Origin of the sequence: Bacillus alveayuensis (genome assembly GCA_030812955.1) — a bacterium.
Classification (GTDB): Bacteria; Bacillota; Bacilli; order Bacillales; family Aeribacillaceae; genus Bacillus_CB; species Bacillus_CB alveayuensis.
This window is the reverse complement of the sequence record JAUSTR010000002.1, coordinates 129,396-155,423: the sequence shown is the minus strand read 5'-3', so window position 1 is coordinate 155,423 and position 26,028 is coordinate 129,396. Positions and strand designations below refer to the sequence as shown.

Annotated in this window: 25 protein-coding genes, 1 other RNA gene, 1 pseudogene and 1 riboswitch; of the genes and pseudogenes, 4 read left to right on the top strand and 23 right to left on the bottom strand. The window is 37.8% G+C overall.

Annotated elements, in window-relative coordinates; translation table 11 throughout:
* Positions 1 to 398: 398 nt before the first annotated feature.
* The 4 genes from J2S06_RS05520 to J2S06_RS05505 all read right to left on the bottom strand — a co-directional run bounded on the left by J2S06_RS05520 (position 399) and on the right by J2S06_RS05505 (position 4,194).
* Entirely contained in the window at positions 399 to 1,649 is a 1,251-nt protein-coding gene (locus J2S06_RS05520; protein WP_419151582.1) for a dicarboxylate/amino acid:cation symporter, read from the bottom strand.
* Positions 1,650 to 1,715: 66 nt separating this feature from the next.
* Positions 1,716 to 1,855: riboswitch (cyclic di-AMP (ydaO/yuaA leader) on the bottom strand.
* Positions 1,856 to 1,976: 121 nt separating this feature from the next.
* Complete coding sequence (locus J2S06_RS05515) at positions 1,977 to 2,126, bottom strand: hypothetical protein (RefSeq protein ID WP_419151581.1); 150 nt, start codon at positions 2,124 to 2,126, stop codon at positions 1,977 to 1,979.
* Positions 2,127 to 2,180: 54 nt separating this feature from the next.
* Positions 2,181 to 3,572, bottom strand: coding sequence for a class II fumarate hydratase (fumC, locus tag J2S06_RS05510; protein ID WP_419151580.1), 1,392 nt, complete (start codon positions 3,570 to 3,572; stop codon positions 2,181 to 2,183).
* A 187-nt stretch (positions 3,573 to 3,759) separates the two neighbouring features.
* Complete coding sequence (locus J2S06_RS05505; RefSeq protein ID WP_419151579.1) at positions 3,760 to 4,194, bottom strand: FixH family protein; 435 nt, start codon at positions 4,192 to 4,194, stop codon at positions 3,760 to 3,762.
* 252 nt (positions 4,195 to 4,446) lie between these two features.
* On the opposite strand from J2S06_RS05505, the gene J2S06_RS05500 reads away from it, so the two are divergent.
* From J2S06_RS05500 to J2S06_RS05490, 3 genes are all read left to right on the top strand, one after another.
* Positions 4,447 to 5,139 (top strand): response regulator transcription factor, encoded by a 693-nt coding sequence (locus J2S06_RS05500; RefSeq protein WP_419151639.1) that lies wholly within the window; start codon positions 4,447 to 4,449, stop codon positions 5,137 to 5,139.
* The gene (locus J2S06_RS05495; protein ID WP_419151578.1) at positions 5,136 to 6,536 is read left to right on the top strand and encodes a sensor histidine kinase; all 1,401 of its coding nucleotides are present in this window, start codon (positions 5,136 to 5,138) and stop codon (positions 6,534 to 6,536) included. Before J2S06_RS05500 ends, J2S06_RS05495 begins: the two co-directional genes overlap by 4 nt.
* A gap of 334 nt (positions 6,537 to 6,870) precedes the next feature.
* Entirely contained in the window at positions 6,871 to 7,434 is a 564-nt protein-coding gene (locus tag J2S06_RS05490) for an FAD-dependent oxidoreductase (protein ID WP_419151577.1), read from the top strand.
* 353 nt (positions 7,435 to 7,787) lie between these two features.
* On the opposite strand, the gene J2S06_RS05485 is transcribed toward J2S06_RS05490, so the two are convergent.
* The 5 genes from J2S06_RS05485 to J2S06_RS05465 all read right to left on the bottom strand — a co-directional run bounded on the left by J2S06_RS05485 (position 7,788) and on the right by J2S06_RS05465 (position 12,300).
* The gene (locus J2S06_RS05485; RefSeq protein WP_419151576.1) at positions 7,788 to 8,432 is read right to left on the bottom strand and encodes an SDR family oxidoreductase; all 645 of its coding nucleotides are present in this window, start codon (positions 8,430 to 8,432) and stop codon (positions 7,788 to 7,790) included.
* Positions 8,433 to 8,474: 42 nt separating this feature from the next.
* Positions 8,475 to 9,419, bottom strand: a complete 945-nt coding sequence (locus J2S06_RS05480) for an LLM class oxidoreductase (protein WP_419151575.1) — start codon at positions 9,417 to 9,419, stop codon at positions 8,475 to 8,477.
* Positions 9,420 to 9,549: 130 nt separating this feature from the next.
* The gene (gene mnmA, locus J2S06_RS05475) at positions 9,550 to 10,662 is read right to left on the bottom strand and encodes a tRNA 2-thiouridine(34) synthase MnmA (RefSeq protein ID WP_419151574.1); all 1,113 of its coding nucleotides are present in this window, start codon (positions 10,660 to 10,662) and stop codon (positions 9,550 to 9,552) included.
* Positions 10,663 to 10,767: 105 nt separating this feature from the next.
* A complete protein-coding gene (locus tag J2S06_RS05470; protein WP_044746952.1) occupies positions 10,768 to 11,196 on the bottom strand; it encodes an RrF2 family transcriptional regulator in 429 nt (142 codons plus the stop codon).
* 318 nt (positions 11,197 to 11,514) lie between these two features.
* Complete coding sequence (locus J2S06_RS05465) at positions 11,515 to 12,300, bottom strand: TerC family protein (RefSeq protein ID WP_419151573.1); 786 nt, start codon at positions 12,298 to 12,300, stop codon at positions 11,515 to 11,517.
* 302 nt (positions 12,301 to 12,602) lie between these two features.
* Here J2S06_RS05465 and J2S06_RS05460 point away from each other — a divergent pair, with 302 nt between their 5' ends.
* Complete coding sequence (locus J2S06_RS05460) at positions 12,603 to 13,670, top strand: diguanylate cyclase (protein ID WP_419151572.1); 1,068 nt, start codon at positions 12,603 to 12,605, stop codon at positions 13,668 to 13,670.
* Here the strand turns inward: J2S06_RS05460 and J2S06_RS05455 are convergent.
* The 14 genes and pseudogenes from J2S06_RS05455 to tpiA form a co-directional block, all read right to left on the bottom strand.
* Positions 13,665 to 14,078, bottom strand: coding sequence for an IS110 family transposase (locus J2S06_RS05455; RefSeq protein ID WP_419151571.1), 414 nt, complete (start codon positions 14,076 to 14,078; stop codon positions 13,665 to 13,667). The two genes, J2S06_RS05460 and J2S06_RS05455, sit on opposite strands and share 6 nt — an antisense overlap.
* 188 nt (positions 14,079 to 14,266) lie before the next feature.
* Entirely contained in the window at positions 14,267 to 14,800 is a 534-nt protein-coding gene (locus tag J2S06_RS05450; protein ID WP_419151570.1) for a hypothetical protein, read from the bottom strand.
* A 92-nt stretch (positions 14,801 to 14,892) separates the two neighbouring features.
* Entirely contained in the window at positions 14,893 to 15,093 is a 201-nt protein-coding gene (locus J2S06_RS05445) for a hypothetical protein (RefSeq protein ID WP_419151569.1), read from the bottom strand.
* A gap of 99 nt (positions 15,094 to 15,192) precedes the next feature.
* On the bottom strand, positions 15,193 to 15,438 hold the full coding sequence (locus tag J2S06_RS05440) for a hypothetical protein (RefSeq protein WP_419151568.1): 246 nt from the start codon (positions 15,436 to 15,438) through the stop codon (positions 15,193 to 15,195).
* Entirely contained in the window at positions 15,435 to 15,857 is a 423-nt protein-coding gene (locus J2S06_RS05435; protein WP_419151567.1) for a DUF6941 family protein, read from the bottom strand. The genes J2S06_RS05440 and J2S06_RS05435 overlap by 4 nt, the downstream gene beginning before the upstream one ends.
* A gap of 400 nt (positions 15,858 to 16,257) precedes the next feature.
* Positions 16,258 to 17,116: pseudogene (locus tag J2S06_RS05430) on the bottom strand (UPF0236 family transposase-like protein); the annotation flags it as partial.
* A 251-nt stretch (positions 17,117 to 17,367) separates the two neighbouring features.
* Positions 17,368 to 17,723, bottom strand: a transfer-messenger RNA (tmRNA) gene (gene ssrA / locus J2S06_RS05425).
* Positions 17,724 to 17,853: 130 nt separating this feature from the next.
* Positions 17,854 to 18,327, bottom strand: coding sequence for an SsrA-binding protein SmpB (gene smpB, locus J2S06_RS05420; RefSeq protein WP_044746956.1), 474 nt, complete (start codon positions 18,325 to 18,327; stop codon positions 17,854 to 17,856).
* Between the two features lie 125 nt (positions 18,328 to 18,452).
* On the bottom strand, positions 18,453 to 20,744 hold the full coding sequence (gene rnr / locus J2S06_RS05415; RefSeq protein ID WP_419151638.1) for a ribonuclease R: 2,292 nt from the start codon (positions 20,742 to 20,744) through the stop codon (positions 18,453 to 18,455).
* Positions 20,745 to 20,784: 40 nt separating this feature from the next.
* Positions 20,785 to 21,525, bottom strand: coding sequence for an alpha/beta hydrolase (locus J2S06_RS05410; RefSeq protein ID WP_419151566.1), 741 nt, complete (start codon positions 21,523 to 21,525; stop codon positions 20,785 to 20,787).
* Positions 21,526 to 21,951: 426 nt separating this feature from the next.
* Positions 21,952 to 22,179, bottom strand: a complete 228-nt coding sequence (gene secG / locus J2S06_RS05405; protein ID WP_044893558.1) for a preprotein translocase subunit SecG — start codon at positions 22,177 to 22,179, stop codon at positions 21,952 to 21,954.
* A gap of 171 nt (positions 22,180 to 22,350) precedes the next feature.
* The gene (eno, locus tag J2S06_RS05400; RefSeq protein WP_044893557.1) at positions 22,351 to 23,643 is read right to left on the bottom strand and encodes a phosphopyruvate hydratase; all 1,293 of its coding nucleotides are present in this window, start codon (positions 23,641 to 23,643) and stop codon (positions 22,351 to 22,353) included.
* A gap of 44 nt (positions 23,644 to 23,687) precedes the next feature.
* Entirely contained in the window at positions 23,688 to 25,223 is a 1,536-nt protein-coding gene (gene gpmI, locus J2S06_RS05395) for a 2,3-bisphosphoglycerate-independent phosphoglycerate mutase (RefSeq protein WP_044893556.1), read from the bottom strand.
* On the bottom strand, positions 25,216 to 25,977 hold the full coding sequence (gene tpiA, locus J2S06_RS05390; protein ID WP_419151565.1) for a triose-phosphate isomerase: 762 nt from the start codon (positions 25,975 to 25,977) through the stop codon (positions 25,216 to 25,218). The genes gpmI and tpiA overlap by 8 nt, the downstream gene beginning before the upstream one ends.
* Positions 25,978 to 26,028: the final 51 nt, after the last annotated feature.

Genomic DNA, 26,028 nt, shown 5'->3' with positions numbered 1-26,028 from the left:
CCTCGAACAAGAACGCCGGCGAGTAAATGTATTTACCCGCAAAGCGTTCATTGTTCGAGGAGGGCATGCTAAAGCATGCCCGTCGGCAAGCAAATAGCTTGCCGACTGAGGCAGAAAAGCGAGGGATCGAGCGCTGTTCACTGGATCATTAACACACCTGTACGAAACCAATAGCATGGAAATTCTTTGCTACAACTTATATATCTACAACAAATTTATTGGTAATATCAATCCGTTGAAAGCATTCGAAAAATATTAGCAGCATAGGGACGTTTAAGGTAGGCTATCCCGATGAGGAGCAGAGTTACCAGATACGGTAAGAGCATCCGAAGAGGGCAAAGTAACAAAGAATGCAAGCGTTTGCGAGCAGTCTGAAAGCAGTTCAAAAAGAACTGCTTTTATTTATCAATCGTTTCACGAACAGATGTGTCAAAAGAAAGATCTTTCTTTTTCTCTGTTTCTGTTATACATACGGCACACGCTGCATCTCCAGCCGTATTAATAGCTGTACGGGCCATATCAAGAATTCGATCAACTCCCAGTATCAATGCAATACCTTCAACTGGAAGATTAACAGAATTAAGCACCATCGCTAACATGATTAAGCCAACGCCAGGGACACCAGCAGTACCAATACTAGCTAATACAGCTGTTATGACAACTGTGATCAACTGTACCATTGTCAACTGTTCATGGTAAACTTGTGCGATAAAGATCGTCGCTACCCCTTGCATAATGGCCGTACCATCCATATTAATTGTTGCTCCAAGTGGTTGAACAAAACTGCTGATGGACTCAGGTACTTTTAGCCGTTTTTGAGCTATATCCATTGAAACTGGCAAGGTCGCACTACTTGAAGATGTACTAAATGCAATACTCATAGCTGGGAAGAATTTTTTAAAAAATAAAATTGGATTCATTTTGCCTATGAAATAAACAGCTGAACCGTAGGTCATTCCAGCATGTAAAAATAACGCTAATAGCACAACGATCATATATAATGCCATTGCTTTTACAGCATCCCAGCCTTGGCTTCCAACCGCTGTGGCAATTAAACCCAATGCTCCATATGGTGCAAGCTTCATCACGATTGTCACAAGGTACATCATTAATTCATTCCCTTGTTCTATAATCGTAAATAAACTTGAAGCTTTCTTGCCAAGCATAGAAATTCCGAAACCAACAAAAATGGAAAATACGATGATTTGCAGCATATTTCCTTCTGCCATCGCTTGAATCGGATTGGTAGGGATAATATTCAATAACGTTTCACTAATAGAAGGTGCTTCCTTTGCTTCAAACTCAGTTGCTGACATATCAAACGTTCCGATATTACCTGGCTGCAGCACTAATGCTAGTGATATACCAATCGTAATCGCAATTGCAGTCGTAATTAGGAAAAACGAAATCGTTTTGATTCCAATTCTTCCAAGCTCTTTCGGATCACCTAATCCAGCAACCCCAAGTGTAATAGAGAAGAAAACAATTGGAACGACGAGCATTTTAATTAGATTCAGAAATATTTGTCCAAGTGGGGTAAAAACGATTGTATTTAATATGTCAAACAACGTAGGTGATGTCACATTTAAAACAAGTCCAACTATTAAACCTACAAATAAACCAACCAAAATTTTCGCTGTTAGTTTCATATAAAACCTCCCCCGTTATTGAAAAAATAAATAAACCACGAGAGAACCCGTGGTATTGGTATCAAATCATTCTCTCTTCCACGCTTACGAGGTTAGCTGTCGGGTTCGGATTGAAGGGTATCCTACCTTAGAAGGATTCACCCCAGCGCTGTTCACAACACAAAACGGTTCCCCCGCTCCTTTACAGGATTAAGCGGCGTCTATTTTACTTTTTTATTATTTTATCTCAAAATTTATTATTTTGACAAATAAAATTTTGATCATCCATCAAAAGCAAAAGCCTTCCTATATAGCGGAAGGGCTTATAAATGTTTTCTCCCTGCTCGTTTAAGATGGGGCGACTTCATCATATGATAATGTTGTTACCTCTGTATAATCACCGCGTGCAATTTCTTCCTTTGTTGCATTTTGCTCTAACTCTTCATCATCGTCAATTCCAGGAGCTATTGTAGGCTCTTGTTTTTCTCTTTTTTTCATGTCACCACCCCTTTTTACATTTTCATCATTCCCTAAAGGATGAAAGTTATACTTTTAGGATGGTTGTGGACCAATCATTTTTTCCGGTTGGACAATTCGATCAAACTGTTCCGCTGACATTACATTTAGTTTAATGGCTGACTCTTTTAACGTTAAACCTTGTTCAAAAGCTAATTTCGCTACTTTTGCTGCCTTTTCATAGCCAATATGAGGGCTTAATGCGGTTACGAGCATGAGAGACTTTGTTACATATTGATTGATAACTTCCGTATTTGGCTTCATTCCAACGACACATTTATCGTGAAATGAACGCATTCCATCAGCTAGCAAACGAACTGATTGTAAAAAGTTATAGATTATCACTGGTTTAAATACATTTAGTTGAAAATTCCCTTGACTTGCCGCAAATCCAATTGAAGCATCGTTACCCATGACCTGCACAGCAACCATCGTTAAAGCTTCACTTTGTGTTGGATTCACTTTACCAGGCATAATTGAACTTCCCGGTTCATTGGCAGGGATTGAATATTCACCAATACCACAGCGCGGTCCACTTGCTAACCATCTAATATCATTAGCGATTTTCATGACATCTGCTGCCAAAGCTTTTAAGGCGCCATGTACGAGAACGATTTCATCATGACTCGTTAATGCATGAAATTTATTTGGTGATGATCGAAACATCTCTTTTGTCAAGTTTCTAATCTCTTTGGCCATTAATGCTCCAAATTCAGGATGAGTATTGATTCCAGTTCCTACAGCTGTTCCCCCTATAGCTAAGTCGCGCATTCTATCTAACGAATCGATGATCATCTTTTTGGATTTATACAACATGTGAACCCATCCGCTTATTTCTTGTCCAACAGTTAATGGAGTAGCATCTTGCAAATGGGTTCTTCCAATTTTCACAATGTCAGCATATTCCTTTTCCTTTTGTTTTAAAGTGTATGAAAGCTTTTCGATAGCAGGAATTAATTTTTTGGAAATCATTTGTACACCTGCAATATGCATAGCTGTTGGAAAGGTATCATTTGAGCTTTGTCCCATATTCACATCATCATTCGGGTGAACATTTTTTTGTATGTTCTTTTCTTTTAACTTTTCATTGGCACGATTGGCAATGACTTCATTCACATTCATATTTGTTTGCGTTCCACTTCCTGTTTGCCAAACAACTAAAGGAAAGTGCTCGTCATATTGACCATTTAACAGTTCATCACATACTTCCATAATGGCATTCGCTTTTTCCTTATCTAACTTACCGAGATCACGATTTACTTTCGCCGCACTTCTTTTAATAATGGCAAATGCATAAATTACTTCCAGCGGCATTTTTTCTGTCCCAATTTTAAAATTTTGTAAGCTTCTTTCTGTTTGTGCACCCCAATATTTATCAATCGGAACCTTCACTTCCCCCATCGTATCTCGTTCAACACGATATTTCATTGTCATCCACCCCATTCCTTCGTTTTTATTATTTCTATTACCTTAAATCTCTATAATAAACATTTTTTCCAGCACGAAACAAAATATTACTCATGAACGTTTCACTTACGTGAACAAAAAATTAGGCCGATTCCTATGAATCAGCCTAATTTTTTGTTTAGGAAATAATAATTTACATCTTGATCATTTATTCTTCTGACACTTCACCAACCACAAATTGCTTTGTTGGCATTACATGGAGATCTCTTGCCGTCACATGTGTTTGTACATGATAAATACCATTTTGTTCAAATTGCTTCGTAATGCTGTAAACCCCATTTCCTTCGTGCTCTGCTTTAATCATTTCACTGTTTTCTTTATCATCCTGCCAAATTTCGAACATAACCTCAGAAGCATCATCAACCACTTCGTCTCCTTGTGTTACTTCGACTTTCATCGTTACTTCTTCATGAGGAGAAATCGCTTCAGGTACGATAATATTGGCTTCAAGCATTTGAGGTTGTTCCTCCATTGACGCTTCATTTTGATCGTTTTTTTCTTCAGATGTCTGATCGGAATCTGCCGCACAACCAGCAGCAAGTAAAAAAACAAATACAATCGTTAAAAATTGAAACTTTTTCATTGTTTCGTACTCTCTCCTCTAATACATTTTTCATTCTTTCTCAAGCCATTCCATGTTTGTATTTAAAGAACAACAATAAATTAGTAATTGACCAATCCCCTCCCTCAACAAACAGTCAGTTTGATTATAAAAGGAAATTGTGATAAAAATTTGAAGAAATAAAAAAACATGAGCAGTTCAAACAAATTTCATGATTTCCATTTATAATTTGATTAGAATATTCCTTCACAAAAATAAAGGAAAAAGGGGTAAATAACATTGAAATCGTTAAAGGTTCTAATTGTTGATGACGAAGATAAAATGCGGGAGCTTATTAAAACTTATTTGAACAAAGAAGGATATACTTGTTTAGAAGCGAAAGACGGGATGGAAGCACTCGATCTATTAAAGAAAGAATCCCCAGACATGCTCATTGTTGATGTCATGATGCCATACATGGATGGATTTACATTAGTCGAGGAAATGCGTCATTATCATCACATTGATACCCCAGTCATTTTTTTAACCGCAAAAGGAGACGATCAAGATAAAGTGAAAGGATTAAAGCTTGGCGGCGACGACTATATTGTCAAACCTTTTAATCCTGCAGAGCTCTTAGCACGTATGGAGGTGATCTTTCGAAGAACACGCAAAGGTGTAAGCGGTTCAAAATTCGAAACATTTGGTCCTTTACAGTTTGATCTTCCGGGACGGACAGCCACTATACAAGACCGAAAGCTCACATTAACACAAAAAGAATTTGATTTATTGTTATTTTTAGCGAAAAACAAAGGGCAGGTGTTTACACGTAGTCAATTGCTTGATCAAATATGGGGACAAACCTATGAAGGCAGTGAACGAACAGTAGATACACATATTAAAACGATTCGTTTGAAATTAAAAGAAAACGCCGATCTTATTAAAACCGTATGGGGACTTGGCTATAAATTTGAGGTGAAAATTTGAAGATCAAACAGCTTTCATTAAATCAAAAGGTGCTATCACTTTTAATCATTAGTGTCGTAATGGCGATTATTTTTTCCTTTTTATTTATTCATTTTTTATATAAAGATTTATACATTCGAAGCATTAAAGAGTCTCTCATTTACCAAGGTGAGCAAACAGCAGCTCATTTTCATTACGGGTCTTTAAACCATGAAATCAAGGAGAGAATCTTTTGGTACAACGTCATTTCTCCATATGAAGTAGTTGTAGTCGATAAGCTAGATGAGCTCGATCAATTTTTTCCATATAAAATTAATTATGAAGATTTAATTAGTAAAGAAGATGAAAAACAACTGCGTGATGGAAAATATGTCATGAAGGAAGGATATGTGAAAGAATTTCAGCGAAACATTGTTGGGGCCATCTTTCCATTAGGCAATCAAGAGGAGTTAATAGGCTTTATTTATATTTATGTACCACTTGCTGAAATTCCTGAAGTATTTCGCAAGGGGATTCCTATTTTAGTTATTGCAGGTGCCTTGTTCTTTTTATTTTTATATTTCGGTATTCGTTATTTCTTGAAAACAATATTTAAGCCATTGCGTGAAATGCAAGCATTTTCAAAAGAAGTAGGCCGTGGAAATTTTTCAAAACGAGTATCCATTACCTCTTCAGATGAAATTGGAGAGCTAGCCATGGCTTTTAATAAAATGGCACAATCTCTTGAACAAGAAGAAGAAAATAAAAAAGAATTTCTCGCAAATGTCGCTCATGAACTAAGAACACCTTTAACGTATATTGGGGGATATTCGCAAATTTTACTTGATGAAATTTATCATTCCCCTGAAGAGCTGAAAAAACATTTACATCTCATTCAAAAGGAAACGAAACGAATGCAAAAACTCATTAATGATTTGATGGAGTTAAATAAATTAGAAGACAAAAACTTTAAGCTGACAAAGGAACCTATCGTTTTATCACAACTAATTCTAGATTCGCTTGAACTTTTTCAAACGTCGCTAAAACAAAGAAATATAAAGCTTGTCATGCATTTAGATGATGAACTGATTATTTACGGCGACCATTCTCGTCTCAAGCAAGTTTTTTACAATGTCGTTGACAATGCCATAAAATATTCCTACCAAAATAGTCAAATCAACATTTCCTCTTATCAGGATGGATCATTCGCGATTGTCGCCATTCAAGATTATGGAATCGGCATTCCGGCTAACGATTTAAACCGAATTGGAGAGCGTTTTTATCGAACAGATAAATCACGTTCTCGAAAAACTGGTGGAACAGGACTTGGCCTCTCCATTGTCAAAGAAATCATGCTGTTGCATGACGGAAAAATGGATATTAAGAGTGAAGAAGGGAAAGGGACTCTTCTACTATTATCTTTTCCTATTGTTGAATAAAAGGATTAGCTTGCTTGCTAACGAACGTCTCTTCCTATTTCCTGTCGTTGCCACGATTCAACTTTAATGATTAAAGCTTTTGTACGATTTTCATCCCACATTGACAAAGGGTTGAATGTTTTAATTGACGTACCGGTTGTTGGCATTGTCCACAAATCATTCGCTTTTCCATTATGAGATCTCTCCTTCTATAAAATTGTTACCTTTATAATAATATATTTTATATTAAATATCAAATAATAATTATTATAAATAATATGAAGCATATTACTATTGAGATCTACAAGGAAATGTTATAATGATTTAGAAAATTTCCAAAAAGGGGTGTGGTACGATGTATGATGTAGCGATTATTGGTGCTGGACCAGCTGGAGCAAGTGCCGCCATTTTTACAGCGAAAGCAGGAAAGAAAACGGTATTGATCGATCACGACAAAAGCATGACGAAGCGAGCTTGGGTAGAAAATCATTATGGCGTGATGGAAATAACAGGTCCAGATTTAGTGGAAACCGGAAAAAAACAAGCAGTGAAGTTCGGAGCAGAATTGGTAAACGAACAAGTAGTCGACATCACAAAAGAAGAGACGGGTTTCCTCATTCAAACAGACAAGGCTGCATTTAAAACAAAGCATGTAATTTTCGCAACAGGTATCGCAACAGATCTTGCGGAAAAAATTGGGGTAAATACAAAATCGGGAACAGAACCGCGTATTAAAACCGTCATCGATGTGGACGCTTCCGGACGTACGAATGTTGATGGAATTTGGGCTGCCGGAACGGTCGCTGGTGTTAGCGTGCATACGATCATTACAGCTGGTGATGGAGCAAAAGTTGCCATCAACATCATCAGTGAACTGAATGGTGAACGTTACGTAGACCATGATGTGTTAAAGGGTTAGTTAAAAAAGTCCTTCTATATCATATTTTTACAAATCAACAGATCTGATCCATGATCTATTGGAATTCACATTTTACTAAGCTGATGTGAGATGTGAAAAGATAAATCGTCATCTTCCTGAAACAAAAACGTCCTGCTCCGTCAACGAACAGGACGTTTTTGTCTGAAGCTATGGAGTTAATGTTAAATTCGCCTAATGTGGATGTGCTTCTAGTCGACGCTCCATATCTCGAAACGCTTTAAGTGAACGACTTAGCTTGCAGTAAGCGTCACCGCTTTCACTCCCCATTGAGTTATAGAAAGCATAAAATGGGTAGGTCATATTTCTAATTTCTCCTTTTCACTGAAAGTTCATTACAGCGATTTCAACGCTTTCGCAATCTTTGTTTCCCCTGATATTAAATCAAAGGCTTTTTTATACGTATTTGGTTCATCAAGAGTTTGAACGATTGTTCTTGCTACATCTTCCCGTGGGATGCTCCCACCAGGTAAATTTTCAGCAGCAATCACTAACCCCGTTCCTTTTTCATTACGAAGATAACCAGGGCGAATAATCGTATAATTTAATCCGCTATTCATTAACATTTTGTCAGCATAATGTTTAGCGACATAATACGGTTTAAGATTTTCAGGCCAGTTCTCACGGTTATGGGCTTGGAATGAGCTCACGATGACAAATCGTTCAACCCCGACCTTTTCAGCCGCTTCCATTGCTTTAACTGCACCATCTAAGTCGACAAGCAATGTTTTATCGGCTCCAGTATGTCCACCTGATCCTGCGGAGAATACAATTGCGTCACAACCTTTCGCAGCTTCGGCAATTTCAGCGACCGTACCTTCTAGATCAGCGAGTACCGCTTCAATTCCTTTTTGCTGAAAAGCCTCGAGTTGTTCTTGTTTTCGAACCATCGCCCTCACGGTATGTTGTTCATGCGCATAAAGCATGTCCACCACTTGTTGACCTACTTTTCCGTTAGCGCCAATGACCAAAACTTTCATCCCATTACCTTCCTTTCTTGTTCATGTTTAATCATGATCAACTCATGATAAAGCCGGAAAATGTGGAAGCACAAATTCACCTAATTCTTCAATCACTTCTTCTACTGGGCGTTGTCCATATTTTAAGTTGATGATGACATGGTTTACACCTGCATTTTGCAGCGCTTCAAGAAATTCAATTACGAAATTTCGCCCAGTACGGAATCCAAGATGAATCGGTATTGGTACATGATCTGGGTCTTCCGTTAAATCAATATAAAGCGACTGGGTAAATGGCTTAAATTTGTCTGTTAACGAACGCCAATTGTCGATCAATGATTTTTGAAATTTAAGTCCACGTGGATAGTAAATCCATCCATCACTATGTTCAGCAATCCATTCAGGCGACTGTCCGCTATGACCCGTCACCATCAAAGGTATGTCTGACAATTTCGGTTTTGGTAAAAGATCTCCGTTTGATAAATGTACACGTTTAGAGTCAATGGTTGGAAAATGCTCCTTCCATGCTTTTCTCATAACATCTATCGCTTCTCGGAACAGTTCGCTACGATCTTCCGGGTTTACAGTGAAGGCTGGAAACTCGATTGGACGGTCACCTGTTGCGACCCCGAGAATAAGTCGTTCACCAGATAATTTGTCAACTGAAGCGGCTGCTTTGGCAACATGAAGAGGATGGCGCAGCGTTAAAATAATACTTCCTGTTCCTAAGGCGATCTTTTCGGTGTGGGCCGCCACATATCCTAAATACGTAAACGGATCATACATTTGCCCGACATCACCAAAATTCGGGTCACGCAACGGGACATCTCTTATAAACAATGACGCGAATTTGAGCTCTTCTGCCCGTTTCGCCAACTTCATTTGCTTTTCGATATTCATTTCAGGGACGTCCCCCATATATGATTCAATCGGAAAGAACAACCCTAACGTTAGTTTGTTTTCTTTGTACACAGTTGAATACCCTTTATGATTTTTAAATTTTTCCATTGTTACCACACCCTTATAAAATTAGGCCATCATACAGGGATGACCCATTTCAAATTTTTTGGTTATGCCACCATATCACACTTTTAAAATTGGTGATTTCGAAACAATCTTTTAATTTCCATAACGTTTTTTATGATGCGACAGTAGCAAATGCTGTATTCTCTTTAATTACTTTGTCAATAATGGCACTGCCAAGACAAACCTCACCGCCATAAAATACCGCTACTTGTCCTGGAGTAACAGCTTTAATCGGTTTTTCGAATTCTATAAATGCTGTTCCATCCGCACGAAGATGAACACGTACGTTTTGATCTTCTTGGCGGTAGCGGAATTTTGCTGTACATACAAACGTACCCTGACGAACTTCTCCATTTATTAAGTTAACGTTTGATGCTATAACACCTGTGGAGAACAATGCTGGATGGTTTTTTCCTTGTGCGACGAGTAAAACATTGTTTTCTAAATCTTTATCGACGACATACCAAGGTTCACCTGTTCCTTTGCCACCGATGCCAAGTCCTTTTCGTTGACCAATCGTGTAATACATTAATCCATCATGAATACCTAGAACTTCTCCGTCGAGTGAACGAATTTCTCCTGGCTTTGCCGGCAGAAAATTCTTTAAAAAGCGTTTGAAATTTCTTTCCCCAATAAAACAAATTCCAGTACTATCTTTTTTATTGGCGGTAATAAGGTTTAGTTCTTGAGCGATTTTTCGTACCTCATCCTTTGTTAATTCTCCTAATGGAAACAGAACTTTGGACAAATGATCTGCCGTTAATTGGCTAAGAAAATACGTTTGATCTTTATTGGAGTCTTTTCCACGTAGTAAGGTGATTTGACCATTTTCTCTGTTAATTCTTGCGTAATGACCTGTCGCGATATAATCAGCATCTAGCGAAAGAGCGTAGTCAACGAACGCTTTAAATTTAATTTCGGTATTACATAACACATCAGGGTTAGGTGTTCGACCTCGTTTCAGCTCATCCACAAAGTACGTAAACACACGGTCCCAATATTCTTTTTCAAAGTTCACACTATAGTAAGGAATACCGAGTTGATTAGCCACTCTTCTCACATCTTCATAATCTTCCGCTGCCGTACAAACCCCGTCATCATTAGTGTCATCCCAGTTTTTCATAAAGACGCCGATGACATCGTACCCTTCTTGTTTCAAAAGGTAAGCAGCCACAGAGGAGTCCACCCCACCAGACATTCCGACGACAACCCGTTTTTTCTTCATTCCTATTCACCTCCATAAACTGAAATATATTTTGTTACAGTTTTATTCAAAAAAAATTTTCTGAGCACAACTAACACAAACTAGCATCAGCTGTGCCTTTTAATACTAGTCTTCGCTATGAGATTCACTTTGATTGATCTCATCAATAATATCTTGTATAGTCACACTTTTTAAATAGTTTAAAAAGTGCTCTTCCGCATTTTGAAAAACGCGAATGAGTATATCGGATAAATGTTTACCGATCAGACAATTTTCATTGGCATCAGGACATTTCGGTACAAGCGTCTCTTCACTCGTTACTTTAAATATTTTGTCTAAGGTAATACGCTCTGGTGTATCGTTCAAAGAGAAACCACCTTTCGCCCCTTCTTTAGAAGTAATAATATTTTCTTTCCTTAATACACTTAAAATTTTTCTTAACCTTACTGGGTGGACCGAAACGCTTTGAGAGATGTCTTCACTGGTCACTCGTTGGTTTTGCTTTTGGGCTAAATACGCAACGCAGTGAACAGCAATCGAAAAATCGCTATTCATAAGAAACCTTCCCCCTAAATGTAATATTAATGGTTACAGTTTATATTGTCAACAAATACAAAACTTCTAACTGAGTCAAGTTTTGGCAGAGGATGAGTTGAATTTTAGCCTTTATGTAAAAGCTTGTTCATATACTTTTTTCCTATTGAATGAATAATGACGCCATTTTGTTCCATCATTCCATAATCTTCTATAACTTTTTTCTAACCTTTCACAGTGAACTAATTCGCTAGACGATTTCCATTCAATCTTAAATTAAGCTTGAGCGCAAATGAGGAGCGGCTCAAGCCAATATTTCTAAAGGTCAAAATCTTGAAACTAATCATTTTCATTGGACTTTTCTTCAGGTAAATCCTCTTGTTTCTCCTTTGATAGAAACCAGCCCCCTAATGCGATCAAAATGAGTACAGCATAGAATGTAATTTTCCATTGAGGTGATTTGGCAAAGCCTTCAGGTAAGATTGCCAGCTGAGGGTGTGATAATGTATAAACAGATAGCTTGATCCCTACCCAACCTACAATGATAAATGCTGCGATCTCCAATCCAGGTTTCGTATGAAGCAATTTTACAAAGAAATTCGCTGCAAAGCGCATAATAATTAAACCAATTATTCCCCCAGCAAAAATAACGAGGAACTTACCTCCATCTAGCCCTCCGATTTGCGGAAGATTTGTATTCGGAAGTGTAACGGCTAATGCTACGGCTGCAAGAATGGAGTCGATTGCAAAGGCGATATCAGCCAATTCTACTTTCAAAACAGTTCCCCAAAAGCCCGATTGTTTCTTTTCTAGTTTTTCTTCATTCTTTCCTTTATTGGCAACCTTTTTTCTAAATATATGATTAATGGCAATAAACATTAGATAAAGCGCACCTATTGCTTGAATTTGCCATACGTTGACAAGAAATGAAATCACAAACAGAGACAAAAAACGGAAAACAAATGCACCTGCAAGTCCATAAAACAACGCTTTCTTTCTCCGTTCTTCTGGAAGATGCTTGACCATAATTGCTAATACAAGTGCATTATCAGCTGCCAATAGCCCTTCAAGTGCAATGAGAAGTAGTAATACCCAGCTGTATTCTAATAAAATGGAAAGATCCACGTTATCTGAATCCTCCTTTTGCATTCTAAATATAGTTCAACACCAAGTTTTAACAATTGATATTGATTTTATCATTTTAATACACAATAGTAAATGAATTGTCTTTTCACAAATTTCAGATCTAATTTGCAACTAATTTTTTATTAATTTTTCATTTAAAAATCTTTCGAACATTATCTCTATCTTTTACATTTTATTCATTCATCATTCGATCAACTTGATCAACTTTTTCTATCTTTTTATCATTCCATTCATTATAATGTAATGTGGACATTAAACGAAAAGCTTGGAAGTGAGATGTATTGATTCAATCGATTTTGTCTAATATTGCATTATTATTAATCATGCATTTAAGTATCCAAAGACTTTATTTTGAGAAATTAAAAAATGATTTATCAGATTCATTCACTCGATTTTTTCATATTTTACTAACCTCTTTAGCGATCATCGCTATGTTTTATGTGCCCATTTTCATCGGTGAATATCGTTTTGACTTACGGACGATTCCCATTACTTATGTCGCTTTATTACACGGGCCTCCATTTACCATTCCAATCCTTGCGGTTACATCGATATGGCGGTTTATGATGGGAGGACCTGGTGCTTTACCGGGTATTGTTTTTGGGCTTGCTTTACCAACTTTGTTGGCACTCATTCATTATTCTCTTCAAAAGCATAATATAACGAACTTAAAATTCTTTTTCCTATACTCCCTTTTTTGGATAATTAGCGACTTGCCGATCATTTTTTTAGTTCCTAATGGTTTGGAAGCTTTTAAAGATATTGCTGTACCTCGTTTTCTTTCCTTTCAAATTGGGGCGTACATTTTACACTATTTTGTTCAATCAAGTCGACATCAACATCAGCTCGTTGAACAGCTCAAAACATATGCAGACCGAGATCCATTAACAGGTTTATATAATATGAGAAAATTTGCTGAAATCATTAGTGAATTAAGATCCAAAACACCACTTTACATTGTGATGCTCGATTTAGATTTTTTCAAAAAAATTAATGATACATACGGACATAGATGTGGTGATAAAGTATTAAAAGAAGTGGCTGAAATTCTTCAAAACGCTGATCCTAAAAAAATAGTCGCGGGACGTTACGGTGGAGAAGAATTTATACTATCCATTGCATCATCGAATAAAAATGATGCAATGGAAATAGTTGAAGCAATTCGGCATCAAATGGAAGAACATCACTTTTATTCATTAGACGGTCAATTAATTAACACCATCACCATTTCAGCAGGTATTGCACCGTTAAAGGAGCACTGGGGAATAGAAGCTGCCATTGAGCTAGCGGATTATTATTTGTATATAGCAAAAGAAACTGGCCGAAATCGTGTAGTGGCAGATCTATAATAAAACGTATGGCTTTAAAGATTGATTGTGGCCATACGTTTTTGATTTAAACAATTTCCTCCCTCTATAAACTTTAATTTTCTTCAGATTTTTAACATGCATAGGATTCACTAGCACTACATCATATCCTTTTGCCTTTAGAAAGTAGGCAAGATTTAGCCAATAATGACCGGTAGGCTCCATTCCAAACATCACGTGATCCTTATGATGGTCTTTTTGGTGACGATTGACACAATCTAACAAGGTTTGAAAGCCGTGTATACGATTTTCAAAGAACAATCTCTTGCCAAATTCTAAGCCTCGATCATCTTGAAAACGGGCTACGTGCTTTTCTTTCGCTACATCAATACCTACAATAAGAGTTGATGGTGTAATTTGAGAGATTTTTTGATTTTGTGTATAATTCATCTTGAGTCCTCTTTGGTTTATTTAATTTCGGGGTCAATGCGCTTTGACACCCTGTACTATACCAAGGGGATTTTTTTATCAAACCTCAAATTTCTTCATTAGAGGAATGCTCCTAGATATTGTTTACACTCTGTTAATTTTCAAAATCCTTCCAATAATAAAAAATCCCCTCTTTATAAAAAGAAGGGTTAGATTATACCTGATTCAGGATTAATATTTAAGTCAATAGGTAAACCTATTCTAAAGAAATTTCTAGCAAAGGATTGTGCAACATGTTCTCTATATGGTGGAAGCAGCCTTATTCTTTCTTCCCTTTTTTGTATCAGAATTTTTCCCAAAGCTTTTTTTGGCAACGTATAGGTTTGTCTTAATAAAACGACCATATAGTCCATTTTTAGTAATGGTTTTTGCGGATCATTAAATTCATTTATTACGTGAAAATCTAGATAACTACCAGACTTCAATTTTTGAATAATAGAATTTTTTTTCTTCCTTTGAGATCCTGTCAAAGAATTATAATTAAAATTTTTTTTGACTTCATCATTTAAATCCTTAAGCATTAAACCTTCAATAACCTCTGACAAAGGCATTAATGCGCACAAAGTAACATCTTCAACTTTATCATTTACCAAATCACAGGCTTGTGTCATTACTATAACATCATATATTCCACCGCCAAGTTTAAAAAATGGAAACTCTTCTTTCTCTTTTATAATTGGCACTGGACATTTTAAAATAATATCTCCCTGTTCAATTGGTTCATCATATGGAACAGGTTAATACCATTGATAATCCAAAGTGTCTCCCCCTATTTCTATACTGTAAAATGATCAATTGGGTTAGTTTTTCCGTGATAGTCGTTATCAATTAATGACACTTTTGAAAAATCATATTTTAATTCTGATGTAAACTCGATCTCTTCTTCATCAAGTTCAAATATAGAGTAAGGTGAGACTTTTAAATTAGCCTCTGTCACTTTTTCAACTTTTGAAAAATCAGGTAGTTTTTTGCTCATTGGATTCGCCCCCAGTAAAGAGCCATTAAATAAAACTTTTGATACAGGATTACTCTTATCATATTCTTTACTAGAAGGATTATACACATTAAATACTACCTAGTTTACTTCTTTTTCGTTTTTTGGTGGGTTGTTTAATTTTTTTGTCAAAACCCCTGTTGTTACATTAACTTGTTTGACAACATCTATTGGATCAATTGTAAGGGTTGCATTTGCTATGTTACTTAATGAAGAGACAAACATGAATGAAGCCATACCAGCTTTTCTAAAAAAAGTCCTACTTGGACCACTAAAAGAGACATTATTCTTTGTTCCTATAGGCGGAAAAGTAGCTATTTCAGTCATCTTTCTTCTCCTGCCTTTACATAAATAGGGTAATCGCCCAAATTTTCACCATCAAAATAAACTCTTGTTTTATAAGTTCCTTCCGTTTTAAAAACTACATTACGAAAATCCATATTAAACATCATACCTTTTTGCTCAGGGGGTAATGAAATCATAATTTTAGGAGCAGTCCCCTTTGGTAATGAAATTGTATTAGTGTCTATTAGTGGTGGTTCATTTTCATTCGGGCTTAAAAATAAAACCCTCAATGTATGATCTGATTCATTATCCAACCCTTGTACTCCAAAAACGACTGAAAAAGAATACATACCGGGAACAAAGACAGGGTTCATAACCAATAAAGGATTAGTAATATGCATCTGTCCTTGAGGATTCAATTCTGCCCGATCACAATACATAAAAGTAGATATTTTAGGCATTTTAAATACCTCCAGTAATACTTGTCCAAAAATAAGATAAAATAAAAACACTTTTTCTAAAGTGTTTCCAAAAATCATGTGTCTGAAACTTGCGTTTTTATCAGTAAATATCATTACATATCGTTTTATTATCACTATTATAAACCAAAAATAAAATTTTGTGTAAATATATATAAAATTTTATAATATTTTATTCAAATTTTTTTGTATTTTATCAAATTGTAAGCTGTCGCGCAATTTGCGAAAAACTATGGAGTCAGTCAAGACTTTGTGGGAATTTTTTTGGTTCGCTGAAAATAGATGTAAGTCATAGGTTAGCGAACCATTTTTTTGAATTTCATCCGTAAGCGGTTTCGGACTCTCTTCCCTTGCCATGACAGACGAATATGTATACCTTTTTTTACCATCCCTTGAATTCAGACAGGGCATGATCGATCGGTGTCCCGGACGATTTGCTGTAAATATGGCTTGTTTCCGCGTGATCTCCGGCCAAAGACGGCGGACGCGTTGTTTCGCCTTGTTCACGATCCGTCTGTTTGGTGGATGCCGTCGACGCCGTTTCCTCCACCGGCTGCGACGATTCTTCTCCGAAAAGACGTATCCCATCCATCCAGGCAATCATTGCCTTGAAAAACGCCCCGAGTCCCTTGTCTGTCCAACTGCGGCGGTATTTCACCCGATACGCCAACTGGCTCATCACGCTTTCAGCCCTCCCCATCGGATACATGCCCGTTATGTCCACACACGGATCATAGGCCTATTCGTTCATCAAACATTCCTCGAAGCCTTCCCACACCTCCCTCTTGCCCTCATGAACGTAATGGCGCTGATTCACGAATTCGATCCGGGAGCCGTTGCGCTTCCACCCTTCGTGAACGGTCAGGATTTTGTCTTCCTTGGCCCGTTTTCCCTTCCCTTGGCGAGAGACAAACAGTCCATCGGCCTCCACAAACAGCACCCGTCCATAGAGCTTCGGCCTCGAGCACCAACTGGCGGATCGCCTCATGGCTCATCACTGGATACCAGACCATCTGGGCAAGCGTACAAGCCGCTTTGCGATAGGAAGAGCACTCCACCGCCAATCCCACCGCCGTTTCTTCTAGACAAGGGCTGATTGACTGCGATCCATCAAACGCTAAAAAGGAATCCAGCAAAAACGTGTAACGGTTTTGTTCTCGATCCAAATAGTAGTTTCGCTCAAAGGTAACTTCGCCAAACAAGGTTTGAATCGTGGTGCGTCGTTTGTCTTTCAAGTGGTACCATAAAGACATTGTAACCACTCTCCAAACATACTCGCACATCATGGATGAAATGGAACAAAAAGAGTCCCGCCAAGTCGATCTAACGATGGAGGAACTCTACAATGCAAAATAAAAAGCCGTGCAAAATTCGTGCAAAATTTTTTCGAAAACTATAGGATTCTTTCGGATTCCAGAAAAATAAAAAACGACCGCAAACGCAGTCGTATCAATGGTTTCACTAATTTCATTCGTTATCTATCGGATATTAGAAGTGGAGACGGTGGGAGTCGAACCCACGTCCAGAAATATCGCCACTTAAGCATCTACGAGCGTAGTCGGTAATTTTTGATTCGCTGTCCCTTATGCCTACCGACAGGCGTCCAGGCAGCTAGTCTGATGAATCTCTTCCCTCATCCTCAGACGGCGGATTTGGGCGTAGCCCACTTCATTTGAACCCCTATACTTCCACATGGGCGATGAAAGCAAGGAGCCTTTAGCTATATTAAGCAGCTAAAGCGTAATTGTTTTCTTTGCCAGTTATATTTAGGCGACGTTTTTGACGAAGACGATCCCTCCGGCTCGCAGCTTAAGCTCGATCTATCCCTGTCGAATCCGTAACGTCCCCATTGTGTCAAACAAATGAGTCGTACAGAAAAACTTCGAGCTTAAACGCTTTTGAAAACTTGTTAACTGGCAACGACACTTATTATTATAACAAAATATATATATTTTTCAATTGTAAATGACTGTAAAACTTAATACATTCCTTTTTGACGTTGGCTAAAGGCACGCTCAATTTCACGTTTTGCTTCTTTCCGTTTTAAATCTTCACGTTTATCGTATTTCTTTTTCCCTTTTCCTAAACCTATTAACACTTTGGCAAAACCGTTTTTAATATAAAGCTTTAGTGGTACAAGAGAATAACCTTGCTCTTTCGTTAAACCAATAAGTTTGTTAATTTCACGCTTATGCAGCAGTAATTTACGCGTTCTCAGAGGATCGTGATTATAACGGTTTCCTTGATCATAAGGACTTATGTGCATATTGTGTAAAAAAACTTCTCCTTTTTCTACTTTCGCAAACGAATCCTTTAAATTCACTCGTCCTAAGCGAATAGACTTTATTTCCGTACCTTGAAGAACGATGCCTGCTTCGTACGTTTCTTCAATAAAATAGTCATGATGCGCTTTTTTATTTTGGGCAATAAGCTTCCCTTCTCCTTTTGGCACGTTACTCACCCTTTCCTTATTACAAAGGAACGTATGTTTTTAGCGGTAAGGTTTATTATAGCAAATCTTGATTCGTTTCTCAATGTTCATAAGCGAAAAGGAAGCCTGAAATTTGGCTTCCTCCGTTAACGCTTTTTCTTCTTTTTCTTTTTTCCTCTTTTAGTTTTTGGGATGTTTTCGTAAAATTTCTTTTTCGGTTTTGGCGGCTTTGTTGACCACTCTTCTTCGTCACGTCGTTTTTTCCCGCCTTTAATCACTTTTGGTGATTGTTTTTTAACCGGTTTTCGTCTTGTTCCTTTCATCCCGACTATTTCAAAATCGATAGAACGCTCATCTTTATTTACTTGAATGACTCGGACCGTAATTTCATCACCAATTCGATACACATTGCCAGTGCGTTCGCCTATCATGGCATAATGTCTCTCATCATAACGATAGTAGTCATCCGTCATATAACTAACATGGACAAGACCTTCAATGGTATTTGGAAGTTCAACAAATATACCAAAGTTGGTAACAGAACTAATAATCCCGTCAAATTCCTCTCCAATTTTGTTCATCATAAATTCGGCTTTTTTCAAATCATCTGTTTCCCGTTCTGCGTCAACAGCACGGCGCTCCATTTTCGATGAGTGCTCAGCAATATCTGGCAGCTCTATCGCCCATTTTGCTCTTGTTTCTTCATCCATTTTTCCTTCAATCAAGTACGTACGAATCAGTCGGTGAACAATTAAATCTGGGTACCGGCGAATCGGTGATGTGAAATGTGTATAAAAATCTGTCGACAAACCGTAATGTCCGAGATTTTCCGGATCATATTTCGCCTGTTTCATCGAACGAAGCATGACCGTTGAAATCACCATTTCTTCTGGCTGTCCTTTTACTTCATCTAAAATATTTTGCAGTGCACGGGGGTGAATTTGATTTCCAGTCCCTTTCACTACATAACCGAAATTCGTTATAAACTCTAAAAAGCGTCGGAGTTTTTCTTCGTTTGGATCTTCATGAATACGATAAATAAATGGAACATTCATCCAATGGAAATGCTCGGCAACTGTTTCGTTTGCAAGAAGCATGAATTCTTCGATTAACCGTTCTGCCACAGAACGTTCGCGAAGAACAACATCATAAGGTTTTCCTTCTTCATCAACAAGCACCTTTGCTTCTTTAAAATCAAAATCTATCGCACCGCGTTTCATTCGTTTATTTCGCAGTATACTGGCTAACTCTGCCATCGTTTCAAACATCGGAACAAGCGGTTCATATTTTTGGCGTAATTCTGCATCTTGATCAACAAGGATTTTATTCACATCGGAATAAGTCATTCGTTCGGTTGTTCGGATAACACTTTGGAAGATTTCATGGTGCACCACTTGACCATTTGGATCGACTTCCATTTCACATGACAATGTTAACCGATCAACTTTCGGATTTAACGAACAAATCCCGTTTGATAAGCGATGTGGAATCATTGGTATAACACGATCGACTAAATATACACTTGTCCCACGTTCGAATGCTTCACGATCTATTGGGCTGCCTTCTTTAACGTAATAGCTTACATCAGCAATATGTACACCTAGCTTATAATGTCCATTTTCAAGTTTTTTTACCGTCACCGCATCATCTAAATCTTTTGCATCTGCTCCATCGATCGTAACAATCATTTCATGACGTAAATCACGGCGATTTTTCAATTCTTCCTCTGAAATCGTATCAGGTGTGTCATTTGCCTGTTTCAATACATCTTCAGGAAAATGTTGCGGAAGGCCGTAGTTATGAATAATCGATAAAATATCCACACCTGGGTCATTTTTATGACCTAAGATTTTAATAATTTCTCCTTCTGCACTTAGCCGTCCTTCTGGATACGTTGTTAGACGAACGACAACTTTATGACCTTCAACAGCACCGTTCGTTTTATCTTTCGGAATAAATATATCATTGGAAATCTTTTTATCATCTGGGATTACGAAGCCAAAATGTTTACTTTCTGTATACGTGCCGACAATTTCTTGAACGCCCCGTTCCAATATTCGAATAACGGTGCCTTCTTGTCTATTCCCACTTGATTTGGAGCTAAGGCGAACGAGGACCGTATCCCCATGCATAGCATTGTTTAGTTCACCTGGCGGAATAAAAACATCGTCAAATCCAGGTTCAATGGGCTCAACAAAGGCGAACCCGCGCGCATGACCAACTACTGTTCCTCGAACTAAGTTCATTTTTTCAGGGAGACCGTAACGATTGCTTCTCGTTCGCACAATAAATCCTTTTTCTTCCATTTCATTTAAAGTGATGACAAGCTCTTTAAATTCATCAGCATCTTCAATTCCTAATGCTTCTTCAAGTTCTTTTACGGTTAATGGCTTATATGCTTCTTCTCTCATAAAATTAAGAAGCTCTTCCATTCTCATTTGATTTGCTTCTGCCAAATGGCAGCCCTCCTTTCAAACTCTACCAGTCAAGAGTTTCCAAAAATTCATACACATCTTGATGAAGCTGATCACGTTCTTTATCGAGGGTAATAACATGTGTAGAGTTTTCATACCATTTTATTTGTTTATGATCAGATTCCACACCGTTGTATATGATGTTTGCACTATCTGTATTAATCATTTCGTCATGCCGAGCTTGTACGACAAACGTCGGCGTATAGATCATATCAACATGATCACGAACTTCAGCAATTAAATTCTGAAGGGCTTTTAATGTTTTCATTGGTGTTTTTTTAAACTCTTCTATTTCCCGTTCGATTTGTTCTTCTGATTTTCCTTCAAATTGTTTATATTTTCGGGCGTAGGCCAAAACACCTTGATACATCGTTTCTTCGCTCTTAATATACATTGGGGCACACATCGGAATAATGCCCTTTACTGGAACAGTGTAGCCTAATTTAAGGGAAAAAACACCTCCAAGTGATAAACCCGCAACTGCGATTTGTTCATAACCTCTTTCCTTTAAAAATTGATAGCCATCCATCACATCTTGCCACCAATCTTCCGGTCCTGTATGAACAAGCTCTTCAGGAGGGACTCCATGCCCCTTATATTGCGGTGCATGACATGTATATCCTTTATCCTGTAAAAAGCGGCCTAGCATCCGAACATCAGCTGTGTTTCCAGTGAATCCGTGAAGCAATAAGACCGCCCGTTCTCCAGCCTCAAAAGTAAATGGTTTTGGTGCAACCACTCTCATGGTGAAACTTCCTTTCTATATCTAATCTTTCCTCTCGACACTGATTTAAGCTAAAACAACTTAATAATGAAATGAACGAAAGTATTAGAAGTGGAAATAATATAAAGAGATAATCCTGTCCCACTAAATATCCTGTAACATTTCTAAGAAAGTTATTACTCTTTCAAATACCTTTACTCTGTGTGATGCCATCAAGCAACAGCGGAACATTCAACCCTATACAAATCATAACACCTACCCAAAAAGGTGGAAAGAAATTTAATACATAAAGGCTGTTTTCGTAAACTTTGTTGCTTTTCGACTCACACTAAAGTGTGACATAGCAAGCGTTTTGCTTGCTTGACAGTCGAAAAGCTATGGTTGTAAAGCAACAATCTTTTAGAAAAGAGCCATAAAAAAAGGTCTGAATAGGATAGTTCAGACCCCTTACAGATAAGCAATAGCAATTGTTAAGACGAAAAATAACACCGAAAGAACAACGGTAATACGGTGTAATATTAAATCCATGCCGCGAGCTTTTTGCTTTCCAAACAATTGTTCAGCTCCACCGGAAATTGCACCTGAAAGTCCTGCACTTTTTCCAGATTGTAATAAAACGACAGCAATTAAGGCAATCGATACAATGATGAGTAAAACCGTTAATAAAATGTCCATGTGACACCTCCTAATACGAACAATGACGCTATTTCCAATTTACCATAAAAGATAAGAAAAGTCACGAAACCGACAATGTAACTTTTTTGTTCATTGGAAAATCAATTAAATTAGAGAAAAAGGACTTCCATCACGACTGTGAGATGAGAAGTCCTTTATTCTTATCCATGATTATTTTTTAAGGTTGTAAAAGGATTTGATCCCTTCGTATTTTGCTGTTTCGCCAAGATTGTCTTCGATGCGAAGCAATTGGTTGTATTTCGCTACGCGGTCTGTACGGGAAGGAGCACCTGTTTTAATTTGACCTGCGTTTGTCGCAACCGCAATGTCAGCAATTGTGCTGTCTTCTGTTTCACCAGAGCGGTGAGAAATAACCGCTGTGTAACCTGCACGTTTTGCCATTTCGATTGCTTCGAATGTTTCTGTTAATGTACCGATTTGGTTCACTTTAATTAAGATTGCGTTGCCAACACCTTGTTCAATACCTTGAGCAAGTTTCTTAGTATTTGTCACGAATAAATCGTCACCAACAAGCTGTACTTTATGTCCAATGCGTTCAGTTAATAGTTTATGACCTTCCCAATCGTTTTCATCTAATCCGTCTTCAATTGAAATGATAGGATATTTAGAAACAAGCTCTTCATACCAAGCAACCATTTCTTCAGACGTTTTCACAACGCCTTCGCCTTCTAAATGATATTTTCCATCTTCTTTGTTGTAAAGCTCAGAAGATGCAACGTCCATTGCAAGCATAACTTCTTCTCCTGGTTTGTAACCAGCTTTTTCAATCGCTTCGATAATTGTTTGAAGAGCTTCTTCGTTAGAACCTAAGTTTGGAGCGAAACCACCTTCGTCACCAACAGCTGTGTTGTAGCCTTTTTCTTTTAATACCGCTTTTAAGCTATGGAAGATTTCAGCACCCATGCGAAGTGCTTCACGGAAGTTCTCCGCACCTACAGGCATGATCATGAATTCTTGGATATCTACGTTGTTATCTGCGTGTGCTCCACCGTTTAAAATGTTCATCATTGGAACTGGTAATGTGTTCGCATTAAATCCACCAAGGTATTGGTATAAAGGTACACCTAAGAAATCAGCTGCAGCGCGAGCTACCGCCATAGATACACCTAAAATAGCATTTGCACCAAGTTTTCCTTTGTTTTCTGTTCCGTCAAGCTCAATTAAAAGCTTATCGATTGCATTTTGCTCTGTAACGTCCATACCTAATAGTTCTGGTGCAATTACTTCATTTACGTTTTTAACAGCCGTTAAAACACCTTTACCAAGGTAACGCTCTTTATCACCATCACGAAGTTCTACTGCTTCATATTCTCCAGTAGAAGCTCCACTTGGAACTAATGCTCGACCGAATGCACCTGATTCTGTGTAAACTTCTACTTCTACAGTTGGGTTACCGCGAGAATCTAATACTTCACGTGCGTAAACATCAATAATTTGTGGCATCGTTTTCGACTCCTTTTCTTCTTTATTTTTCATGAGTTGTTAAATTATTTTTCAATTAACGATTTTCCAGTCATTTCTTCAGGTTGCTGTAAACCTAATAATTCAAGCATTGTTGGTGCTAAGTCACCTAAAATACCATCTTTACGCAATGTAAGTCCTTTTTTTGTTACAATCACTGGAACTGGGTTTGTTGTATGAGCCGTTTGTGGCTTACCTTCTAATGTTACCACTTCATCTGCATTCCCATGGTCAGCCGTAATGATTGCTACTCCACCTTTTTCTAAAATGCGATCAACGACTTTACCTAAGCATTCATCTACTGCTTCAACTGCTTTAATCGTTGGCTCTAATTTTCCAGAATGCCCAACCATATCTGGATTGGCATAATTTAAAATGATAGCATCATGTTTATCAGCATCAATTTCTTTTAATAATGCTTCTGTCACTTCGTATGCACTCATTTCCGGCTTTAAGTCGTAAGTTGCCACCTTTGGAGAATCAATTAAAATACGTTCTTCTCCAGGGAATGTTTCCTCACGACCACCGCTCATAAAGAATGTCACGTGCGGATATTTTTCAGTTTCTGCAATACGAAGCTGTTTTAATCCACCTTGAGAAATCACTTCACCAAGCGTATTATCAAGATTTACAGGTTTGAACGCTACATAACCGTCAACCGTTTCACTAAAGTGAGTTAAGCATACAAAAAACAAGTTTTTCGGATGCTTCGGTCCACGATCAAAGGAACGGAAGTCTTTATTTGTGAACGTATTGGAAATTTGAATTGCACGGTCAGGACGGAAGTTATAGAAAATAATCGCATCATGATCTTGAATCGTTGCAACAGGTGAACCATCTTCTTTCGTCATAACAGATGGAATGACAAACTCATCATAAATCTCATTTTTATAAGAATCATCAATGCATTCAAATGCATTTTTGTAAGTTGGACCTTCACCGTATACCATCGCACGGTATGCTTTTTCAACACGGTCCCAGCGCTTATCACGGTCCATAGAGTAGTAGCGTCCAGAAATGGTTGCGATTTCACCTACACCATATTCCGCGATTTTTTCATTGAGCTCTTCTATATATTTCTTCGCCGTTTGCGGGCCAACGTCACGACCATCTAAAAATCCATGAATATAGACGTTTTCAACATTTTGTTCTTTCGCCATTTTTAACAGTGCGTATAAATGATGAATATGGCTATGAACACCACCGTCTGATAGCAAACCAAATAAATGAAGGTTTGTCCCTTTTTCTTTTACGTGGTTCATCGCCGCAAGGAAGGTTTCATTTTCAAAAAATTCTCCTTCACGAATGGCGACATTTACACGTGTTAAGCTTTGATAGACGATGCGCCCTGCACCAATATTTAAGTGACCGACCTCAGAGTTTCCCATTTGACCTTCAGGAAGTCCCACTGCTTCACCACAAGCTTTTAACGTTGCATGCGGAAACTCATTCCAATAACGATCAAAGTTTGGCTTTTTCGCTTGTGCAACCGCATTTCCCTTTGTTTCTTCCCGTAGTGCAAATCCGTCAAGTACAATTAACGCTACTGGTTTTTTACTCATGTTGTCCTGCCTCCAAAAGCTGTAAGAAAGACTGAACTTCTAAGCTTGCGCCTCCTACTAATGCACCATCAATATCAGACTGTGCCATAAAATCTTTAATATTAGCTGGTTTTACACTACCACCGTATTGAATGCGAACCTCGTTTGCTGCTTCATTTGAATAAACATCGGCAATAACTTTACGAATGTGTGCACAAACTTCATTCGCATCTTCTGCTGAAGAAGATTTTCCTGTTCCGATAGCCCAGATTGGTTCATATGCAATGACAACTTGTTTTACTTGTGCTTCATCTAATCCTTGAAGAGCTTTTTTCACTTGGTCTCCAACAAGTTCATTCGTTTTACCAGATTCACGCTCCTCTAGCGTCTCACCAACACAAACAATCGGTGTTAATCCGTGCTTAAAAGCAGCTAAAACTTTTTTGTTAACAGACTCATTTGTTTCATTAAACATTTCGCGGCGCTCTGAATGCCCAATAATGACATATTGTACTCCGATATCTTTTAACGACACGGGGCTAATTTCTCCTGTAAAAGCACCACTTTCCTCAAAGTGCATGTTTTGCGCACCAATTTTTAAATGTGTGCCATCTGCTTCTTCCACGAGCTGTCCTAAAAATAATGCAGGTGCACATACGACAGAATCAACCTTTTCAGGTGAAGGAACGAATGATTTCACTTCTTTTACGAAGCTTTTAGCTTCTTCCAGCGTTTTGTGCATTTTCCAGTTTCCTGCGATAATTGGTTTTCTCATGTTTACACCTTCCTTTTTAAAGGCTTGTGCCATCCATTCATCCATAAAGTT

Coding starts and splice junctions, on each gene's coding strand:
- J2S06_RS05520 (WP_419151582.1), bottom strand. CDS start 1,649: ATGAAACTAACAGCGAAAATTTTGGTTGGTTTATTTGTAGGTTTAATA.
- J2S06_RS05515 (WP_419151581.1), bottom strand. CDS start 2,126: ATGAAAAAAAGAGAAAAACAAGAGCCTACAATAGCTCCTGGAATTGAC.
- fumC (WP_419151580.1), bottom strand. CDS start 3,572: ATGAAATATCGTGTTGAACGAGATACGATGGGGGAAGTGAAGGTTCCG.
- J2S06_RS05505 (WP_419151579.1), bottom strand. CDS start 4,194: ATGAAAAAGTTTCAATTTTTAACGATTGTATTTGTTTTTTTACTTGCT.
- J2S06_RS05490 (WP_419151577.1), top strand. CDS start 6,871: ATGTATGATGTAGCGATTATTGGTGCTGGACCAGCTGGAGCAAGTGCC.
- J2S06_RS05485 (WP_419151576.1), bottom strand. CDS start 8,432: ATGAAAGTTTTGGTCATTGGCGCTAACGGAAAAGTAGGTCAACAAGTG.
- J2S06_RS05480 (WP_419151575.1), bottom strand. CDS start 9,419: ATGGAAAAATTTAAAAATCATAAAGGGTATTCAACTGTGTACAAAGAA.
- mnmA (WP_419151574.1), bottom strand. CDS start 10,662: ATGAAGAAAAAACGGGTTGTCGTCGGAATGTCTGGTGGGGTGGACTCC.
- J2S06_RS05470 (WP_044746952.1), bottom strand. CDS start 11,196: ATGAATAGCGATTTTTCGATTGCTGTTCACTGCGTTGCGTATTTAGCC.
- J2S06_RS05455 (WP_419151571.1), bottom strand. CDS start 14,078: ATGAATTATACACAAAATCAAAAAATCTCTCAAATTACACCATCAACT.
- J2S06_RS05445 (WP_419151569.1), bottom strand. CDS start 15,093: ATGAGCAAAAAACTACCTGATTTTTCAAAAGTTGAAAAAGTGACAGAG.
- J2S06_RS05440 (WP_419151568.1), bottom strand. CDS start 15,438: ATGACTGAAATAGCTACTTTTCCGCCTATAGGAACAAAGAATAATGTC.
- J2S06_RS05435 (WP_419151567.1), bottom strand. CDS start 15,857: ATGCCTAAAATATCTACTTTTATGTATTGTGATCGGGCAGAATTGAAT.
- rnr (WP_419151638.1), bottom strand. CDS start 20,744: ATGAGAATGGAAGAGCTTCTTAATTTTATGAGAGAAGAAGCATATAAG.
- J2S06_RS05410 (WP_419151566.1), bottom strand. CDS start 21,525: ATGAGAGTGGTTGCACCAAAACCATTTACTTTTGAGGCTGGAGAACGG.
- secG (WP_044893558.1), bottom strand. CDS start 22,179: ATGGACATTTTATTAACGGTTTTACTCATCATTGTATCGATTGCCTTA.
- eno (WP_044893557.1), bottom strand. CDS start 23,643: ATGCCACAAATTATTGATGTTTACGCACGTGAAGTATTAGATTCTCGC.
- gpmI (WP_044893556.1), bottom strand. CDS start 25,223: ATGAGTAAAAAACCAGTAGCGTTAATTGTACTTGACGGATTTGCACTA.
- tpiA (WP_419151565.1), bottom strand. CDS start 25,977: ATGAGAAAACCAATTATCGCAGGAAACTGGAAAATGCACAAAACGCTG.